This is a genomic window from Rheinheimera mesophila, assembly GCF_000986865.1.
In the GTDB taxonomy this organism is placed as follows: domain Bacteria; phylum Pseudomonadota; class Gammaproteobacteria; order Enterobacterales; family Alteromonadaceae; genus Pararheinheimera; species Pararheinheimera mesophila.
In genome coordinates, this window is the sequence record NZ_LAVS01000037.1 from 1 (window position 1) to 18850 (window position 18850).

General features: G+C 48.9%; 18 protein-coding genes. 9 read left to right on the forward strand and 9 right to left on the reverse strand.

Going from position 1 to position 18850, the window contains the following annotated elements; genetic code table 11:
• Window positions 1-32 precede the first annotated feature (32 nt).
• The 9 genes from fliI to SD53_RS11855 all read right to left on the reverse strand — a co-directional run bounded on the left by fliI (window position 33) and on the right by SD53_RS11855 (window position 10535).
• On the reverse strand, window positions 33-1370 hold the full coding sequence (fliI, locus tag SD53_RS11815; RefSeq protein ID WP_046520441.1) for a flagellar protein export ATPase FliI: 1338 nt from the start codon (window positions 1368-1370) through the stop codon (window positions 33-35).
• Window positions 1371-1411: 41 nt separating this feature from the next.
• A complete protein-coding gene (gene fliH / locus SD53_RS11820; protein ID WP_046520442.1) occupies window positions 1412-2215 on the reverse strand; it encodes a flagellar assembly protein FliH in 804 nt (267 codons plus the stop codon).
• Window positions 2216-2237: 22 nt separating this feature from the next.
• On the reverse strand, window positions 2238-3272 hold the full coding sequence (gene fliG, locus SD53_RS11825) for a flagellar motor switch protein FliG (protein ID WP_046520443.1): 1035 nt from the start codon (window positions 3270-3272) through the stop codon (window positions 2238-2240).
• Entirely contained in the window at window positions 3265-4983 is a 1719-nt protein-coding gene (gene fliF / locus SD53_RS11830; RefSeq protein WP_046520444.1) for a flagellar basal-body MS-ring/collar protein FliF, read from the reverse strand. Before fliF ends, fliG begins: the two co-directional genes overlap by 8 nt.
• Before the next feature lie 16 nt (window positions 4984-4999).
• Window positions 5000-5341, reverse strand: a complete 342-nt coding sequence (fliE, locus tag SD53_RS11835; RefSeq protein WP_173425700.1) for a flagellar hook-basal body complex protein FliE — start codon at window positions 5339-5341, stop codon at window positions 5000-5002.
• A gap of 238 nt (window positions 5342-5579) precedes the next feature.
• A complete protein-coding gene (locus SD53_RS11840) occupies window positions 5580-6935 on the reverse strand; it encodes a sigma-54-dependent transcriptional regulator (protein ID WP_046520445.1) in 1356 nt (451 codons plus the stop codon).
• Window positions 6922-8052, reverse strand: coding sequence for a sensor histidine kinase (locus SD53_RS11845; RefSeq protein WP_052749363.1), 1131 nt, complete (start codon window positions 8050-8052; stop codon window positions 6922-6924). Before SD53_RS11845 ends, SD53_RS11840 begins: the two co-directional genes overlap by 14 nt.
• A gap of 111 nt (window positions 8053-8163) precedes the next feature.
• Window positions 8164-9615: a sigma-54 dependent transcriptional regulator gene (locus SD53_RS11850; RefSeq protein ID WP_046520446.1), complete on the reverse strand. Its 1452-nt coding sequence runs from the start codon at window positions 9613-9615 to the stop codon at window positions 8164-8166.
• 122 nt (window positions 9616-9737) lie between these two features.
• Entirely contained in the window at window positions 9738-10535 is a 798-nt protein-coding gene (locus SD53_RS11855; protein ID WP_046520447.1) for a flagellin, read from the reverse strand.
• 241 nt (window positions 10536-10776) lie between these two features.
• On the opposite strand from SD53_RS11855, the gene pseB reads away from it, so the two are divergent.
• From pseB to SD53_RS11900, 9 genes are read left to right on the forward strand one after another with little or no spacing between them, the layout of a single operon-like run.
• Window positions 10777-11778, forward strand: coding sequence for a UDP-N-acetylglucosamine 4,6-dehydratase (inverting) (gene pseB / locus SD53_RS11860; protein WP_046520448.1), 1002 nt, complete (start codon window positions 10777-10779; stop codon window positions 11776-11778).
• Window positions 11775-12926 carry a UDP-4-amino-4,6-dideoxy-N-acetyl-beta-L-altrosamine transaminase gene (gene pseC, locus SD53_RS11865; RefSeq protein WP_046520449.1) on the forward strand — a complete coding sequence of 384 codons (1152 nt, stop codon included), beginning with the start codon at window positions 11775-11777 and terminating at the stop codon, window positions 12924-12926. The genes pseB and pseC overlap by 4 nt, the downstream gene beginning before the upstream one ends.
• A 3-nt stretch (window positions 12927-12929) precedes the next feature.
• Window positions 12930-13625, forward strand: a complete 696-nt coding sequence (gene pseF, locus SD53_RS11870; protein ID WP_046520450.1) for a pseudaminic acid cytidylyltransferase — start codon at window positions 12930-12932, stop codon at window positions 13623-13625.
• A complete protein-coding gene (gene pseG, locus SD53_RS11875; RefSeq protein ID WP_046520451.1) occupies window positions 13622-14710 on the forward strand; it encodes a UDP-2,4-diacetamido-2,4,6-trideoxy-beta-L-altropyranose hydrolase in 1089 nt (362 codons plus the stop codon). Before pseF ends, pseG begins: the two co-directional genes overlap by 4 nt.
• 26 nt (window positions 14711-14736) lie before the next feature.
• A complete protein-coding gene (pseI, locus tag SD53_RS11880; protein ID WP_046520452.1) occupies window positions 14737-15801 on the forward strand; it encodes a pseudaminic acid synthase in 1065 nt (354 codons plus the stop codon).
• The gene (locus tag SD53_RS11885) at window positions 15801-16373 is read left to right on the forward strand and encodes a GNAT family N-acetyltransferase (protein ID WP_241481790.1); all 573 of its coding nucleotides are present in this window, start codon (window positions 15801-15803) and stop codon (window positions 16371-16373) included. The genes pseI and SD53_RS11885 overlap by 1 nt, the downstream gene beginning before the upstream one ends.
• A 1-nt stretch (window position 16374) precedes the next feature.
• Complete coding sequence (locus SD53_RS11890) at window positions 16375-16632, forward strand: acyl carrier protein (protein WP_046520453.1); 258 nt, start codon at window positions 16375-16377, stop codon at window positions 16630-16632.
• On the forward strand, window positions 16632-17378 hold the full coding sequence (locus tag SD53_RS11895) for an SDR family NAD(P)-dependent oxidoreductase (RefSeq protein WP_046520454.1): 747 nt from the start codon (window positions 16632-16634) through the stop codon (window positions 17376-17378). Before SD53_RS11890 ends, SD53_RS11895 begins: the two co-directional genes overlap by 1 nt.
• Window positions 17375-18775, forward strand: a complete 1401-nt coding sequence (locus tag SD53_RS11900; protein ID WP_046520455.1) for an AMP-binding protein — start codon at window positions 17375-17377, stop codon at window positions 18773-18775. The genes SD53_RS11895 and SD53_RS11900 overlap by 4 nt, the downstream gene beginning before the upstream one ends.
• The last annotated feature ends 75 nt before the right edge of the window (window positions 18776-18850 follow it).

The following is an 18850-nucleotide window of genomic DNA, read 5'->3' on the forward strand; positions in this document are numbered from 1 at the left end:
ACCAATAGCTGAAGTTGTGCCAATGCCATAACTTATCGTCCTAAATGGGCAGGTAACAGTTTATCCAGTTGTGTCAGACTTTCGTCATAAGGCACCACTTCTTTCATTTCCTGCTGCAAAAAACCACGGATTTTTGGCATCAGAGTCACGGCCGCATCCAGTTGTGGATCGGCCCCTTTGACATAAGCACCGATAGAAATTAAATCTTTGCTTTGCTGATAAGAGGCATAGAGCTGTTTTACAGCACGGGCCAGTTTTTGATGCTCCATACTGGTCACAGCCGGCATGACCCGGCTGATGGATTTTTCTATATCTATGGCCGGAAAATGACCGCTGTCGGCCAACTGACGTGATAACACTATGTGACCGTCCAGAATAGCGCGTGACGCGTCAGCAATAGGGTCCTGGAGATCATCCCCCTCAGACAACACAGTGTAAAACGCTGTAATAGAGCCCTGACCTGCAGCACCATTACCAGCCCGCTCCACCAGCGCTGGTAATTTGGCAAAAACCGAAGGTGGATAGCCTTTAGTGGCCGGCGGCTCTCCCACAGCCAAGGCAATTTCCCGCTGTGCCTGCGCATAACGGGTAATGGAATCAAGCAGCAGTAAGACATCCAGCCCCTGCTCACGGAAATATTCCGCCACCTGCACCGCAGTTTCACAGCCTTTTAACCGCATTAAAGGCGACACATCGGCAGGAGCGGCTACGACTACGGAGCGTTTGCGCCCCTCTTCGCCCAGAATTTCATCAATAAACTCTTTCACCTCACGGCCCCGTTCACCCACCAGGCCAACCACTATCACATCAGCGGCAGTACCGCGGGTCATCATGCCCAAAAGCACTGACTTACCTACACCAGAGCCTGCAAACAAGCCCATCCGCTGGCCTTTACCGACGGTAATAATGCTGTTGATAGCCCGCACGCCCACATCCAGCGGTGCATGAATAGGTTGGCGTTGCAATGGATTAATCGGAGGCTTTTTCGAACCGCCAAATTCCTGACTTAAAATTGGGCCTTTGCCATCCAATGGTTTACCAGCACCGTCAATTACCCGCCCCAGCAGCGCCATGGTCAAAGGCACGCCTTTAAAATCATTCAAAGGGGTCACCTTAGCGCCAGGCACCACACCAGACACATCATCTTTAGGCATTAAAAAAATACGATCGTTGGCAAAGCCCACCACCTCAGCAAATAGCTGGCCTGAGGCCGTTTCAACATGGCAAGTCTGCCCTATAGCCGCAGTACAGCCCGTCGCCTCCAGAGTCAACCCCACCACCCGGACTAAACGTCCGGCCAGATTAGGTCTGCTTTTCTGAATATACTGCAACTGCTGCTGGAGAGTGGCGGCTAATTGTGACGATGACATACAACTCCTTAGACAAAGCCTGCACAGAGCAGAACTTGAGATTAGTCAGGAGAATGCAAGAAATGCTCCAGACTGCTTTGCAATCTGTGTTTAATGCTTCTGTCCATCGAGGACAATGGCGTTTCCAGCAGACAACCACCGCGTTCAATCGCAGGGTCGGAGCGCAGTTGCCAATGGCGTTCTGCCAATTGTTCGGCGCTGAAATGCTGTTCAACTATGGCTATATCCTCTGGGTGAAGTTTGATCAGTATATGTTCGGTTTGCAGAGGCAAAATTGCCGTGGCATCAGACAAGGTTTTTAGTATCACCTGCGGATTGGTTTTGCACTCGACAGCAATCACAGCTTCGGCCATCGCCAGACATAGCTGCAGCAGTTGCTGTTCTACCTGCTGATCGACTTGCAATAAGGGCTGTTGCAGTTGGTCCAGTAAACGGCTCAGTTCCTGCTTTTGCTGCTCTATTTCGCCAGCAGCTTGCTCTAAGCCCTGTTTTTTACCTTCCGCCTGACCATGAGCCAGACCGTCGGCAGTGCCCTGTTCACGGCCTTCTGCGTAGCCTTTGGAAAAACCCTCTTCTTTGCCCTGAGCAAAGCCCTCATCAAAAGCGGCCTGGCGAATTTGTTCGATATCATCGGCAGTTAAAGGTTTGATTTCCAGTTCAGCTTCTTGCTCTACCTGAGTTGTCGCAGCCTTTTGTAAAGGTAAGGTTTTATTCAGCGCATTGGTTTTGCCTGACGAGAGCTTTTTCTCAGCGTCCAGCTCCGGGCTTGGCCAACGTTTGAGTAACTCCAGCAACTCATCCGTGGGCGCAAAAGGTTGTTTGGTTCGAAAAGGATCCATAGTCATACTGCGTTACTCCGGTATCCTGTTACAGGAAGTCTTCACCACCACCACCACCGAGCATAATTTCACCGGCATCGGCCAGACGACGGGCCACTGACAGTATATCTTTTTGTGCAGCTTCCACTTCGCTGACACGCACAGGTCCCATGGCTTCGAGATCGTCGTTCAACAATTCGGCGGCCCGTTTGGACATGTTTTTCAGGATCTTCTCTTTTAAGTCTGCATCTGCGCCTTTTAAGGCTTTCATCAGGGCATCCTGCTGTACTTCGCGCAGTATGGTTTGAATAGCTCTGTCGTCCACATCCAATAAGTTTTCAAACACAAACATCAGGTCCTGAATTTGCTGCGCCATTTCTTCGTCATGTTCACGAATAGCGTCCATCAACTGACCTTCCACATTGGTATCGAGGTAGTTCATGATATCGGCCGCCGCTTTTAAGCCGCCCATTTTCGCCGCCTGAGCACCAGCTTGGCCTGCGAACTGTTTCTCCATAATTTCGTTTAATTCTTGCAGTGCCGCTGGTTGCACTTCTTCCAGGTTGGCAATACGCATGGTTAAATCTAACCGGACTTTTTCAGGGAACTGCGACAAAATCTCGGCTGACTGCTCCGGTTCTAGATAAGACAATACAATAGTCTGGATCTGCGGGTGCTCGTTGCGGATGATATTGGCCACCTGCTTCGAGTCCATCCATTTCAATGAATCCAAACCTTTGGCACCACCGCCTAAAATAATCTGGTCAATCAGATTGGAGGCTTTTTCTTCACCCAATGCAGCCGTTAAGGCGCGACGGATAAAGTCTTCACTCTGGAAGCCTATGGTACTGAAGTTCTGAATTTGCTCGATAAAGAGCTTATGCACAGCAGAGATTTTCGCCTGATTCAGATCATCAATCTGCGCCATCGCCATACCCACCTTTTGCACTTGTTTTGGCTCCAGGTGTTTTAAAATCTGTGCAGCGTCCTCTTCTGACAAACTCAGCAGCAGGATGGCGGCTTTTTCTACGCCATCCAGTTTGCCTACGTCAAAGCTCGGCTTGATGTTTTCAACATTACTCATCTTCGGCTAACCAATTTTTAACGACCAGTGAGGACAATTCAGGCTCGTTTGCCACCAGGGCACGAACCGCTTTTAACAGATCTTCGTCACCATGCAAGTCTGGCAGCATCAAAGTGCCATCTGCCGCAAAGCCAACCGACTTCGAATCAAACTCGCGGGTTAACATATCCAGTGTATCATCCCCCAGATCCAGGCCACTGCTTAATGAGGATTCGTCATAAGCTTCCTGTGTATCTTCCGGGTAAATCAGTTTCTTCAGCATAGGACGCACTACGGCGACTATCAGTACTATGATAATCAGTGTACCCATCACCAGCTTCAGCATACGGGCAAACCATTCCTGCTCATAAATAGGTGGTTCAACAGCTTCCGGCAGTGTACTGCGGGCAAAAGGCACGGACACCACTTCTATAGTATCGCCCCGTTGCACATCAAAACCAATGCCACCTTGCAATAAACGCCGGATATTGGCAAGTTCAGCCTGAGAGCGGATTTGCGGTTCAGTCACAGTGCCGTCTGCGGCTGTTGTGCCAGGCAGGTAATCCACAGCAACAGAGACACTGATACGACGGATGATGCCAGACTGCTGAGTGGAGTGGCTGATGGTGGTATCCAATTCATAGTTTCGGGTCAGCTCTTTGCTATTTCGACCCGGAACAACAGGTTTGCTGGCATCTGCTCCTACTGCTTGTTCAGGAATAGCGCTGTTCAGTGGTGGCTGATTGGTTAAGGCACCAGGGATCCCACCTAAACCACCACCGACACTGTTCTCTTCAATGCTCATTTCGCTGCGCACCGCAGGCAAATCCGGATTAAAGCGTTTTTGCGTTTGTTCTACCGCAGTGAAATCCATCAACAAATCGACTTGTGCTGTGTAGTTATCTACCCCCAACACAGGAATTAAAATAGAGTCAATTTTCTGACGATATTCTTCTTCACGGGCACGTTCCATTTCATATTCTTTGCGGCTACGGGCAGAGGAGGCATCCTGAGAACCGCTATTGAGCAAACGGCCATTCTGATCCGTCACCGTCACCCGGCTGGGTTCAAGCCCTTGCACCGCGGACGCCACTAAATCGACGATGGCATCGACTTCCCCTTCTTTTAAACTTTTGCCACCTTTGACTGTGACCATCACTGTAGCTGAAGGCTGTTTTTCACGGCGGGCAAAAATATTTTCTTTGGGAATGGCTAACAACACCCGGGCTGAAGCAATGTTTTGAAATTGTTCGATGGTGCGGGCCAATTGCTGCTCACGGCTGTGTTTTAATCGTTCCATCTCCAGACGCTGACTGACTCCAAAACCACTGTCCTGCATTAGAATTTCATCGCCTGTCGTTTGCTCTTGTTGCAAACCAGCACGGGCCAGTTGCAGCTTGATGTCCTGATAGTCTTTGCCTGATACCAGCACCACCTGACCTTCGAGCTTGTAATCAATTTTCTGGCTATCCAGATAATCCAGAGTTTCAATCAGCTCTTTGGTTTCAAAGGTACCTAAAGGACGCATGTCGGGCTCACGCGCCCACAAAATGATCAATACCGCCAGGGCGATACAAATAGTTAAGGCGACAATCAGACTGATTTGCCGCACTATATCCATACCACCATTCATCGACCCCAGAAAACCAGACTTCTGCTCCTGTTGTACCGGGGTGTTACTGCCAAAATCGTCTGACAAGGTTGCCAGCTCAGTTGAGGTACTCTCTGCCACTTGTTATTCCCCCGCCTTAGACCGGCATCGACATAATTTCTTTGTAGGCTTCCACCAGCTTGGTTCGCACCTGCACTGTGGCTTCAAAAGCTAACGAGGCTTTTTGCCCTGCAATCATGGCCTGAGCCAGCGATACTTTTGGGTCGCCCATTTCAACAGCAGTGCTGAGTTGACGGCTCTCCCCCTGCAAGCCATTGACTTTGTCCAACGCCCCTTTGAGCATGGCGGAAAAATCGGCTTGACTGGAATTTTGCTCAGGGATAGCCGGTATGGCCAATTCAGAGGGCACACTCCGGGCTTGCGAAGCGAGGGATTGAAGTTCCTGATAAAGACTGTGACCTTGACCTTGAATGTTCATCTGCTGTGACCTGTCAAAATATTGCTATTACTACAATTAAGATAGGTAAAGCAGGGATCGTGCCAGTATGTAGGGCCAGAGCCTCGGCTCTGGCTTTACCATTGTCTAATCCAGGTTTTAAACTAAAAATTTAATTTAAAACAGTTACTTAAAATCAAGAAAGCAAGGTTAGGCAGGGGCTAAAATACGGATATAACGACAATAAACAGAAGGTCAGAGCAAGCTCTGACCCAGGGTTTTAAGCAGGTAACTGAATGCCGGATTCACGCATCCGGGCTAATTTATATCTCAAGGTTCTTGCGCTTATACCCAAACGTTCTGCCACTTCTTTGCGGCTGTTGGCACAAGCACGCATGGTTTCCAGAATAATTCGGTGTTCCTGCTCATAGATTTCAGATTTAAACAGACTGACATCTGCCTCACTGCTTTGAACGCCCGACAGCTCAGGCTGGTTGTCCATCACAGTCGGCGCAGATTCCAGCAAAATATCAGCCGCATTAATTTGATCGCCATCACAAATAATCAGGGCACGTTGCACTATGTTATCCAGTTCACGCACATTGCCAGGCCAATAATGCTGCATCAGCTTTTGCTGAGCGGCATAGCTTAACAGCGGTTGTGGCATGCCGGTACTGCGACAGTGCCGTTCTAATAAATGCATCGCCAGCGGCACTATATCCGCCGGACGTTCAGCCAACGCGGTCCAGGTTAACGGAAATACATTGAGCCGATAGTATAAATCTTCGCGGAATTTCCCTTCAGCGACCGCCTGTTTTAAATCTCTGTTACTGGTGGCTATGACCCGCACATCCAGTTTGATGGTTTTACGCGCTCCTAAACGCTCAACTTCCCGCTCCTGCAACACCCGCAGTAATTTTGCCTGCAGGTTTAAATCCATTTCACTGATTTCATCCAATAAAATAGTGCCTTGCTGGGCTTGCTCAAATTTACCGGGACAGGCCTGAACCGCGCCGGTAAAAGCGCCTTTTTCATAACCGAATAAAGTAGCTTCCAGCATATTCTCCGGAATAGCAGCACAGTTAATCGCCACAAAAGGCCCGTCAGCGCGGCCGCTTTGCTGATGAATGTAACGGGCCAGCACTTCTTTACCTGAACCGCTCGGGCCCAGTACCAGTACATTGGCATCAGAGCGAGCCACTTTTGCCGCCAGCTTTACCAATTGCTTGCCTTGCTCTGAATGCACTACAGGTTCGACAGTGGCCACTTCAGCGCCTAACGCATAACGACTGACCATATTGATCAGCACTTCAGGCGAAAAAGGTTTTGCCAGATAATCAACAGCACCATTGCGGATAGCCACCACGGCGTCATTGACGTTGGCGTAGGCCGTCATCATCAACACTGGCAACGAGGGGTAATTGAGCTTCACGGTTTTGAGTAAATCTAAACCTGACATAGTGCCCATTTGTACGTCACTGATCACCAGAGAGATTTTATGCTCTTTGAGCAGTTGCAAGCCCTGCTCAGCACTTTGGGCTGGCACCACCTGATAATTGGCCAGACTCAGCGTGTCACACAATGCTTCGCGCAAGCCGGCATCATCTTCAACGACCAAAATACTAGTTGTTTGCATAACTTAACTCCTGACCTGCAGTGACAGGCACATAGACGGGAAACAATAATTCAAAACGGGCGCCACCCGAGGCGGAGGTGCAATAGCGAATAGAGCCATTGTGCGAATGCGCAACAGCTTGCACCACAGCTAAGCCAAGGCCCGTGCCCTGACTACGGGTGGTAAAAAAGGGTTCAAAAATTTGTTGTTGCAGATGCTCTGGCACACCAGGACCATTGTCTTCGACCGCAATCATAACCAACTGCGGATTCACAGTATCCAGACGGGCTTCGAGTTTCAGCACTGCGCCCTGACCTATGATCTGCATACTGTTTTGCAGTAAATTTTGAATAGCTCCTGCTAAGCTGCGTGGATTGCCCAAAATTTGTACGTCAGGTTGTGGTAGCTGAATATGGATCTGGCTTTGCTGCTGCTCCACCAAAGCCTCGACCCCGGCAAACACGTCGCTCAGCAAACGCTGTAAAGATAAGGGTTCAACCTGCTGTTCACGCCCTGCGCGGGCGAACAAAAGCATATCATTCACCTGCTGCTCTAAATCTACCAGGCGGGCCACCAGTTTGTGCTGAAATTGCTCGCGTGAGTTTGGATTTAGTTTAGGGCTGGTGAGATTCTGCGCATACAACAAAGCAGAGGATAAAGGAGTACGAATTTGATGCGCCAGAGACGCCATCATTTTGCCAAGCGTAGATAAACGCTGCAGATGCGCCAGCCGGCTTTGTAACTGCCGTGTCTCGGTCAGATCAGTGAGCACAATAAGTTGTCCGGCCTCAGGCTCTAACGAGCTGATCGCCAGCTTCACTCTGCGGCCATCTAATAAAGACACTTCCATGCCATCATCACTGCGCGGACGGAAAGAGCGTGCGATCACATCCAGCCAGCGCTGACCTATTAAAGGCTCACCTAACATGGAAATAGCCACAGGATTGGCTTCCGCTACATAACCCCGCTCGTCCAGCACTATCACCGCAGTGGGCAGGTTATTAACTAAATGTTGCAGACGACGGGCCTGGCGGGCCGTATGAATGGCGGTTGCTGCAGGTGTGGCGGTTTGCGGCTGCACTTCTGGCAGCACTTTCTCCGCAACATAAGCATAAGCATAAGCTTTGGCTGTACTCATAACGTCTTCGCAAATGAATTGACACTATCACTTCAAATGCACAAGACATGCCACAATTAAATCAGTTTAAAAACAAGAGCTTACCAAGTCATTTTTTTGACATTGCCACATTTAAGCCTGGCTTTCATCCCGCATTAAATTGTATTTACGCATTTTCTCGACCAGCGTGGTCCGACGCAGGCACAGAATATCAGCAGCCCTTGCCACCACATACTCGTGTCGCTCCAATGCCTGGGTAATTAAAGAAATTTCCAGTTCGGCTAAAAATTCTTTTAAATCCACCCCTTGCTCCGGCAAAATCTCGATACTGCCGGATGCTGGGAAGCTCAGCGCATCTGACTGCTCTTCTTCATCATCGCTGCTTTGGAACAGCTCATTAATCGCATCCCTCTCCAGCAGCGCATCGGGATACACAGGCACATAGGTTTCTACTTCAAGGTGACGGTATTTCTGCGGCAATTCGGCGACATCCACCACCTGATTCGGATACATGATAGCCATCCGCTCTACCAGATTCGCCAGTTCACGCACGTTACCTGGCCAGGGATGTAGTTTTAAACTCTCCAGTGCTCTTTCGGTAAATTTTACTTTGGCGTGGCCTTGCTGTTCAGTACGAACAATCAGCTCTTGCACCAGCAAAGGTAAATCATCGGCTCTGTCACGCAGCGCTGGAGTTTCAATAGGGAAGACGTTCAGGCGATAAAATAAATCCTCACGGAAGCGACCGTCTTCAATCATTTGTTCCAGCGCTCTGTGAGTAGCAGCAATAATACGCACATCGGCACGGATAGGCTGACTGCCCCCGACCCGCTCATAGACTCTCTCCTGCAATACCCTTAACAATTTCACCTGCATAGGCAATGGCATATCGCCAATTTCATCTAAAAACAGCGTACCGCCCTGAGCCAATTCAAAGCGGCCTTTGCGGGTGGATATAGCACCGGTAAAAGCACCTTTTTCGTGGCCAAACAGCTCACTCTCTAACAATTCTGCCGGTATAGCACCACAATTTAACGGCACAAAAGGCCCCTGATGCCGATTGGATAACACATGAATATTGCGGGCGACCACTTCTTTCCCCGTACCCGAATCACCAAGAATTAATACATTGGCATCCGTTTTCGCCACCTGCTGAATTAAAAACCGTACCTGTTGCATGGCTGGTGTTTGCCCCACCATACCAACAAAACGCGATTGCTCAGACTGGCCTTTCTGACCGGGCAATAAACGCTGGTACTCCTGACAATCGCGCAGTAGTTGAGTAAAAGAGGCATAAGAAAAAGGTTCGGTCAGCAACCCCACCACATTAGGCAAGCCCAAATGATGCTTCAGCGTCTCGCCCAGCAGTAAAAAAGCACAAGCCGGATAACGGCGGATCAGGTGTTCGTGATCCTGACTGGATAGAGCCCCTAACAAAATCACGGCTTTAGATTCAGCATGCAGATATTGATCGAGTTCGTGGTACTGCACCAGTTGATGGGATTCGGAGATAAAACTCAGCACAGCGCCTAAACGGGTGGTTCGTTGTTCCTGCTGATCCAGAATATAGAGCTTGGTGGTCATAAGACTCAGACTTTTATTGCTTTTTTATCATTCTACAAAGCTTGTCTGAGGTTGCAAGGTAAAACGCTATTTTTTTGACACTAGTGTCAAAAAAATAGCGTTTTAGGGATGAAAATGAAAAATTAGGCCAATAGTTTTAAAGCTTGCTGCTCAGAAACACGACTTTGACTGACAACAGACAAAGAGGCCTGTTCACGTATGCCACTGGCGACTTGCTCTGTCACTGCTTTAGCGTAATCCAGATCCTGAATACGGCTAATGGCTTCCTGCTCATTTACATTCTGGGTTTGCAGGTTGCGGGCCGCAGACTGTAAAGCGTTGATGGTGGCCCCCAAATCCGTTCTGTTGTTATCCACCAGTTGCGAAGAACTCTGAATAGACTTCAGCGACGCTTGTGCACTTTCAGCAGAAGACAAATCCACACTAAAAGCACCTGAGTCTGTTAAACGGCTGGATAAATCCTGAGTTTTAATACCAATGCTGCCATTGCCAGTACCGACAGCAATAGAACCGTCCTGATCAAACAGCTTGATCCCGGCAAATTCAGTGTTTTTAATCTGGTCTTGAATACTGGCCGCATAAGCATCGGCTTGTTTTTGCAGAGCCTGACGGTCTGACGCCGTCAAAATGCCACTGCCAGCCTGCACAGCTAAACGACCCATTTCATTTAAGTTATCAGTCACGCCCTGCAAGCCCTGATCAGCCACAGTAGCTAAGGAGATACCATCGTAGACATTTTGTGTGCCCTGAGCTGAGGCATTGGCGCTTTGTGTTAAACGGTTAGCAATTTGCAGTCCGGCAGCATCATCAGCAGCACTGTTGATACGACGCGCAGTAGCCAGCTTTTTCAGCAGGTTTTCAGTTTCATTTGAATTAAATTTCAACTGGTTTTCGTTAGCAAATGAGTTACCGATTTTCATACTACTACCTCAGGCTAGTCCAAAATGGTGTGACTATGAAAAGCAGTCTACCGCAAAAAGTATCTATTGCCCAAGCTTTCGTCTGTGCTTTTTTTAGACAATAAAGCTATAACTGAACAGCACGGAGCTAAGCATCTATTTAAAAAGGATTTTTTAATAGTGGAATAAATTATGCTAAGGTTTGTTACAGTGGGTACAGATCCAATATGACTGTCAGTTTTATGACACATCAGGGGCGCTTATGTTTGACGGCAAAAATATCTTTATTACAGGTGGCACTGGCTCTTTTGGCCATAAATACACCCAAACTCTGCTGGAGCGGTACAAACCCAACAAAATCATCATCTATTCCAGAGATGAATTAAAACAATATGAAATGCAGCAGAAGTTTAATGCCCCCTGTATGCGGTATTTTATTGGTGATGTGCGGGATCAGGAGCGTTTAATCCGCGCTATGCGTGGTGTGGATTATGTCATTCATGCTGCTGCGTTAAAGCAAGTGCCCGCTGCCGAATACAACCCGATGGAATGTATCAAAACCAATATCAATGGCGCAGAGCATGTCATTAATGCAGCCATCGAAAATAATGTTGAAAAAGTCATAGCCCTGTCCACTGATAAAGCGGCTAATCCGATTAACTTATACGGTGCCACTAAACTGGCTTCAGATAAGCTGTTTGTCGCTGCCAATAATATTTCAGGCGGTAGCAAACCGCGCTTTTCTGTAGTGAGATACGGCAATGTAGTCGGCTCACGTGGGTCCGTAGTGCCATTTTTCGAGCAGTTAAAACAAAAAGGCACCGACCATATGCCGGTCACTCATTTGGAGATGACCCGCTTTTGGATCAGCCTGCAGCAGGGTGTTGATTTTGTGCTGAAAAATTTCGAGCGTATGTTGGGCGGTGAGATTTTTGTACCCAAAATACCATCAATCCGTATTGTCGATTTAGCTAAATCCATAGCGCCGGATTTACCTATTAAAGAAGTCGGTATTCGTCCGGGCGAAAAGCTGCATGAAATGATGTGCCCTGGTGATATGTCGTATAACACCTATGAATACGATGACCATTATGTGATAGCACCATCCATTCAATTCTCCAACAGGGGTAATAACTTCACCGTCAATGCGTTGAAAGAAAAAGGCAAACTGGTCGCACCGGGTTTTGAGTATGTGTCGGACAAAAACCCCCACTTTTTAAGCCCGGAAGAGCTGGTGCAATTTAACAGAGACGCGATGTTATGATCCCTTATGGCAGACAGTCGATAAGCAATGAGGATATTCAGGCCGTCGTAGAGACGCTGCAATCTGATTTTCTGACTCAGGGCCCTGCTGTGCCGGCTTTTGAGCAGGCACTGGCCAGTTACTGCCAGGTGCCTTATGCAGTAGCTGTGAATAGTGCCACTTCGGCTTTGCATATCGCTTGTCTGGCGTTGGATGTCAAAGCCGGAGACAGAGTCTGGACCAGCCCCATCAGTTTTGTCGCCTCTGCCAACTGTGCGTTGTATTGTGGCGCCACTGTTGATTTTGTGGATGTAGAGCCTGACACTGGCTTAATGTCAGTCAGAGCTTTGGCTGAAAAACTACAACAGGCAGCAGCCAACAATACCTTACCTAAAGTGCTTATTCCGGTGCATTTAGCGGGACATAGCTGCGCTATGCAGCAAATCGCCACCTTGTGCCAGCCTTATGGTATTCGCATTATTGAGGATGCCTCCCACTCAGTGGGGGGTACATATATGCAACAAAAAATTGGCAGTTGTCAGTTCAGTGATATCACTGTCTTTAGTTTCCATCCGGTAAAAATCATCACCACCGCAGAAGGGGGTGTAGCGCTGACTAAAGATGTTGCGCTTGCTGCCCGTATGCAGTTGTTGCGCAGCCACGGTATTACCCGCAACCCGGACGATATGACCGAAGTCAGCCACGGCCCCTGGTATTATCAGCAGATAGAATTGGGTCTGAATTACCGCATGACTGACCTTCAAGCTGCCTTGGGTTTAAGTCAGCTAAAAAAACTGGATACTTTTGTTGCTAAACGCCTTGAAGCCGTAGCCCGTTACAGCAACTTATTGCAAAACCTACCACTGGATTTGCCAACAGAATGTCCGGCAGGGCAATCCGCCTGGCATCTGTATATTATTCAATTACATGACGAAAATCGCCGCCTTGCGGTATTTGAAGCATTACGCAGCGCCGGTATTGGCGTCAACGTGCACTATATTCCTATCCACACCCAGCCTTATTATCAGAAGCTGGGCTTTCATTGGGGTGATTTTCCTCAGGCCGAAGCCTTTTACAGCAGAATTATCAGTTTGCCTTTGTACGCCGATTTAACCGCAGAGCAGCAACAACAGATCACCCTAGCCCTGCAGCAGGCATTTCAGGAGTAAAACATGCGACTGGCCATTATTCCGGCGCGTGGCGGCAGTAAACGTATACCACGTAAAAACATCAAAGACTTTAACGGCAAGCCGATGATGGGCTGGTCCATTGAAGCGGCTTTGTTATCCGGCGCTTTTGATGAAGTCTGGGTCTCGACCGACGATGCTGAAATTGCCTCAGTCGCCCAAAGTTTTGGCGCTACGGTGCCCTTTATACGCCCTGTCGAATTATCAGACGATCACACCGGCACCAGTGCAGTAGTGCGTCATGCGATCAACTGGGCGCTACAGCAGCAGCTCAACCCTGAATTTGTCGCCTGTATTTATGCCACAGCGCCTTTGTTGCAGCCACAGATGCTCAAAGCAGCCATGACACAACTGCAAAACGATCCGGCTTTGGATTATGTGTTCTCGGGTTGCCGTTTTAGTTTTCCTATTCAGCGCGCTTTGTACCGCACTGAACTGGGCCGGGTTCAGCCGGTCGACCCCGCATCTATTCCAAAGCGCTCGCAGGATTTGCCAGAAACCTTCCATGATGCCGGTCAGTTTTATTGTGGTCGTGCTCAAAGCTGGCTGGATGCTAAAGCGGTGTTTTCCCAACACTCTTATTTATACGAGCTGCCGCAACATTTAGTGCAGGATATAGACACAGCAGACGACTGGCTGCGCGCCGAGCTGTTGCATCAATTGCTGCTTAAGTCATCATGACAGTCTCCAGAACTGCCTTGTTCCGCGTTGATGCGTCGGCTGTAATAGGTTCAGGCCATCTGATGCGTTGTTTGACTTTAGCCAAGGCCTTGCAACAATCGGACTGGCAAGTGCAGTTTGCCTGCCGCGCTCATCCGGGACATTTAATTCAGTGGCTGCGTGATCAGGAGTTTGCTGTCATCGCACTAAAACAGCCGCCGGAAAGCAAAGCAACAGACTATGCCGCCTGGTTGGGCGTGACAGAACAGCAGGATGCGGCTGAACTTCAAGAACAACTGCAAGCGCCTGTCGATTTATTGGTGATTGATCATTACGGCTTATCCAAAACATTTGAACTGGCGATGACGGGCCTGTACCGAAAACTTTTAGTGATTGATGATTTAGCCAACAGAGCCCATCACTGTGACTATCTGCTGGACCAAAACCTGTATCCGGATCTGCACAGTCGCTACAACAACCTGGTCAATAAAGAAGCTCAGTTGCTGCTTGGCCCTTCTTATGTCTTGTTGCGACCGGAGTTTGCCAAGTTTCAGCGCACCGCAGATCAGAATCAGCTCGGGTTTCTGGTGTTTTATGGTGGCACAGACGAGCTGAATTTAACCAGTCTGACGATAAAGGCCTTACAGCAGCTTCAGAAAACCAACTTTGCTGCCGATATAGTGATAGGACTTGCCAATCCACACAAAGCAGAGCTTGAACAAGCTTGTGCTGAAGATCCGCGTTTAACTTTGCATATTCAGACCCCGCATATGGCAGAGTTGATGAGCAAAGCCAGTTTAATGATTGGTGCCGGCGGTTCGACCCATTGGGAGCGCTGTGCTTTGGCCTTACCTGCTTTGGTGGTGACGTTGGCGGACAATCAGGTCGCCAGTACATTGGCTTTGGCTGAAGCCGGAGTTTGTGCTTATCTGGGGCATGGCAAGGATCTGACCGCAGCGCAATTAAGCAGCGCCATACAGCAACAGTTGGAACATCCAGAGCTATTGCAGCAAATGTCGAAAAAAGCCAGAGCATTGGTGCCGCATGGTGGCGGTTGTGCTGCTATTGTAGAACAACTTACTAACGAAATTCAGGCGCAAGATTAAGGCCTTAGCAGTACAGGAACACAAAGATGAGCAACGCAGCTTTTCAGGATATTCAGTTAGGCCAGTATAAAGTAGGGCCTTCTCATCCACCTTTGATTATTGCTGAGCTGTCCGGCAATCACGATCAGTCGCTGGATAAAGCGTTGGCGATGATAGATGCAGCAGCAGCAGCCGGTGCTCAGGCCATTAAATTACAAACCTATACAGCAGACACCATGACGCTGGATATAGACACAGGCGAGTTTTATATCGAAGATAAAAACAGCCTCTGGCATGGCACCACTTTGTATAAGCTGTATCAGATTGCCTATACGCCATGGGACTGGCACAAGGCTATTTTTGAGCGCGCCAAAAGCCATGGCATGTTGGCCTTCAGCACCCCTTTTGATTTAACAGCCGTCAAATTTTTAGAATCATTAGATGTGCCCTGTTACAAGATTGCTTCTTTTGAAAATATTGACCATCCACTGCTCGCGGCAGTGGCGAAAACCGGCAAACCAGTGATTATGTCCACCGGCATGGCCAGCCAGTCAGAACTGGCTGAGTCTGTTGAAGTGTTACGTGCCAACGGCTGCAAAGATTTAATTTTACTTAAATGCACCAGCAACTACCCTGCCCGTCCTGTCGATGCCAATTTACTGACTATTCCGCATTTAGCTCAGCTGTTTCAGTGTCAGGCGGGTTTATCGGATCACACCACAGGCATCGGTGTTTCTGTCGCGGCCGTAGCTTTAGGGGCCACTGTGATTGAAAAACACTTTGTGCTGGATAGAAGCGAAGGTGGCGTCGATGCCGAGTTTTCCTTGGAACCGAACGAGCTTAAGCAACTGGTGGAAGAAACCGCCAAAGCCAAAGTGGCTTTAGGTCAGGTCAATTATGGCTGCACCGAAAAAGAAATCGCCTCACGTAAACACCGCCGCTCTTTGTATATTGCCGCCGATTTAAAAGCAGGCGACGTGTTAACCGCAGAAAACTTACGCGCTATCCGGCCAGGTTTAGGTTTGCCGCCTAAATATCTGTCGATGCTGCTGGGTAAAACCGTCACTAAGGATGTGGCACGGGGCACGGCGATGAGCTGGGATCTGGTGTGATGCAACAGGCTTCACAGATGTGGCATACCGATGAAGTCTCCGCCTTTAATGTGCAGCTCAAACCTTTGCAGCAGGATGATTTGGCACAAGTGCTGATCTGGCGCAATAGCCCTGAAGTCAGCAGCCAGATGCTGGATCAGACTGAAATTAGCCCGGAGCGGCAACAAAGCTGGTTCGAACGTATATCGTCTGACCGACGCCAGATGCAGTTTGTGATTTATTATAAAAACCAGAAGGTTGGAGTCTGTAATTTAAAAAGCCCAACGGCTTTGGCTGTGGCAGAATGTGACAGCTTAGACACAGGTTTTTATTTAGGTGAGGCCAAATACCGCGGCACTATACTGGCCTTTTTTGCCGCTTTAGCGCTAAACCAGTATGCGTTTGAACAGCTTGGCGCCAAGCTATTAAAGGCGCAAGTAAAAAGCAGCAATAGCGCCGCTTTACGTTTTAATCAACAATTAGGTTATCAAGCCGATGCGGCGCAGCCTTCAGAGCAAATGGTCGCCATGACTTTAGTGCCACAAGCACACCAAAACGCTGCCGCCAAATTTGCAACTTTTATCCGGAATTAATATGAGCAACGAGCTAATTCAAACTAACACAGCCAAACTCACGGCGGCTTTCGCTACAGCCTTAGTGGTGGCAGAGACTCAAATTCATGACGACTTGGCTTACAACAGCATCAAAGAGTGGGACTCTACCGCTCATATGCTGCTGATTGCCGAGCTGGAGAATGTGTTTAATCTGATGCTGGATACCGACGATATTATTGATATGAGCTCAGTGGCCAAAGCCAAAGCCATACTGGGCAAATACGGAGTTGCATTTTAATGTCAGAGCAAGCGCCTGTTAGCCTTATTACAGGTGCCAGTCGTGGCATAGGTCGTGCCGCGGCCCTTGCGTTGGCCAAAGCAGGTCACGAGCTGATTTTAGTGGCTCGTGATACACAAGCTTTAGAACAAGTACAAACCGACTGCCAGGCTTTAGGCGCTTTGGTTTCAGTTCATGCGTTGGATTTAACAGAGCGTGATGCAGTAACCGCTTTATTCCGCCAGTTACAACCTCAATTGCAACACAAAGCCTTAAGTAATTTGGTGCACTGTGCAGGCCAGATGCAGGATGCGTTATTGGCCATGACCCGCTTCACTGATCTGGACAAGCTGCTGGCACTCAATGTGGGCGCTACAGTGCAGCTTTGTCAGCTCGCCAGCAAACTGATGCTACGCCATAAAGCCGGGCATTTAGTGTTGTTATCGTCCAAAGTAGCCGAATCAGGCTCGGCCGGTCAGGCAGTCTATGCCGCCAGCAAAGGTGCTGTGTCTGCGTTGGTCAAATCGCTGGCTAAAGAACTGGGCCCAAGCGGTATTCGTGTCAATGCGGTTGCGCCGGGTTTTATCGAAACCGATTTAACCGCCCATTACAGCAACGATAAAAAACAACAACTGATGCAGAACATCAGCTTGCGCCGTTTAGGTCAGGCCAATGAAGTCGCTTCTGTGATTGAGTTTTTATGCTCCGACAAAGCGCGTTATATCACTGGCCATATTCTGGCTGTGGATGGTGGTTTTAGTTTATGAGCAGGGTAAGTTTCGCACACAGGCTGGAACAGTTTGGCGATGCCATAGCCCTGCGTTTACCGGACAACAGCACTATCAGCTACCAGCAACTGGCAAAACTTGCCGACGAGTACAGCACCACCTTACACAACATAGTGCCGGATCAGGCTTTGCTGGCTTTGCGTTTTAGCTCCACTTTGTCTGCTGTAGTGGCTTATCTGGCCGCACTGCGCTCTGGCAAAGCGCTGTTATTGCTGGCGCCGGATTTAGGCGATAGCCAGACTTTGGCTTTAATTGAACGTTTACAGATTGCGGCTGTGATCCAAGCTTCCGGCGATATTCAACGGACAGGCTTTTCTCATCAGGTGCGGTCTGATTGTGCGCTGTTATTGAGCACCTCAGGCAGTTCCGGCTCCCCTAAATCTGTGATGCTGTCGCTTGCCAATCTTGAAGCCAATGCCCGAGCTATTTGTGCTTATTTGCCGATAGAGGCCACGGACACCGCTATTACTGCGCTACCGCTGCATTACTCTTACGGCTTGTCGGTGCTGAATAGTCATCTGTTTAAAGGCGCATCCATCTTACTGACCGAAGCCCTTTTAATGAGCAAAGACTTCTGGCAACAAACCCGGGATTTTCATATCAGCAGCTTACCAGGCGTGCCTTTTAGTTATCAGTTGTACCGTCAGTTGCGGCTGGAGCGTATGCCCCGCCCTGCTTTACGTTATCTGACTCAGGCCGGTGGTAAACTCAATAGCAGCCTGACGGACTATGTGCAGCAGCTCTCCAGTACGCTGCAAAAACCTGTGTATCTGATGTACGGTCAAACCGAAGCCACAGCCCGTATCGCGTATTTACCACCGGAGCTGTTGCAACAGCATGCCGATTGTATTGGTGTCGCTATTCCGGAAGGTGAATTGCTGCTGCGTGACCCGGTCAGCAAAGCATTGATCACTGAAGATTTTAAGGAAGGTGAGCTGTGTTACCGTGGCCCTAATGTGATGTTAGGTTATGCATCATCAGCAGCCGATTTAAGCAGTAATACTGCGCTGACGGAATTAAGCACCGGAGATTTAGCAGAACGCCTGCCCAATGGTTTGTACCGTATTGTCGGGCGCTTAAGCCGTTTTTTAAAACTTCAGGGCAAACGATTACAGTTGGATCATCTGGAGCAACAACTTGCAATATTCACCGACCCAGTCTGCTGTGCTGGTACGGACGATTTGCTCGTGGTCGCTTACACAAGTCCCTCATCCGATAGCGCAGAGCAACTACAACACTATTTACGCGATCAATTACAGCTACATCCGGCGTTATTTAAACTACTGCAACTGGATACCTTGCCTGTGCTTGCCAATGGCAAAGCCGATTATCAGACCCTGCTGAAGCTGGCGATGGAGGCTAATAATGCTAATTGAGCGTGAGCCTTACAGTTTAACTGCGGATGAAAAACAGCCGTTATTGCTGGCGGAACTTAACCAGCTAACCCAGCA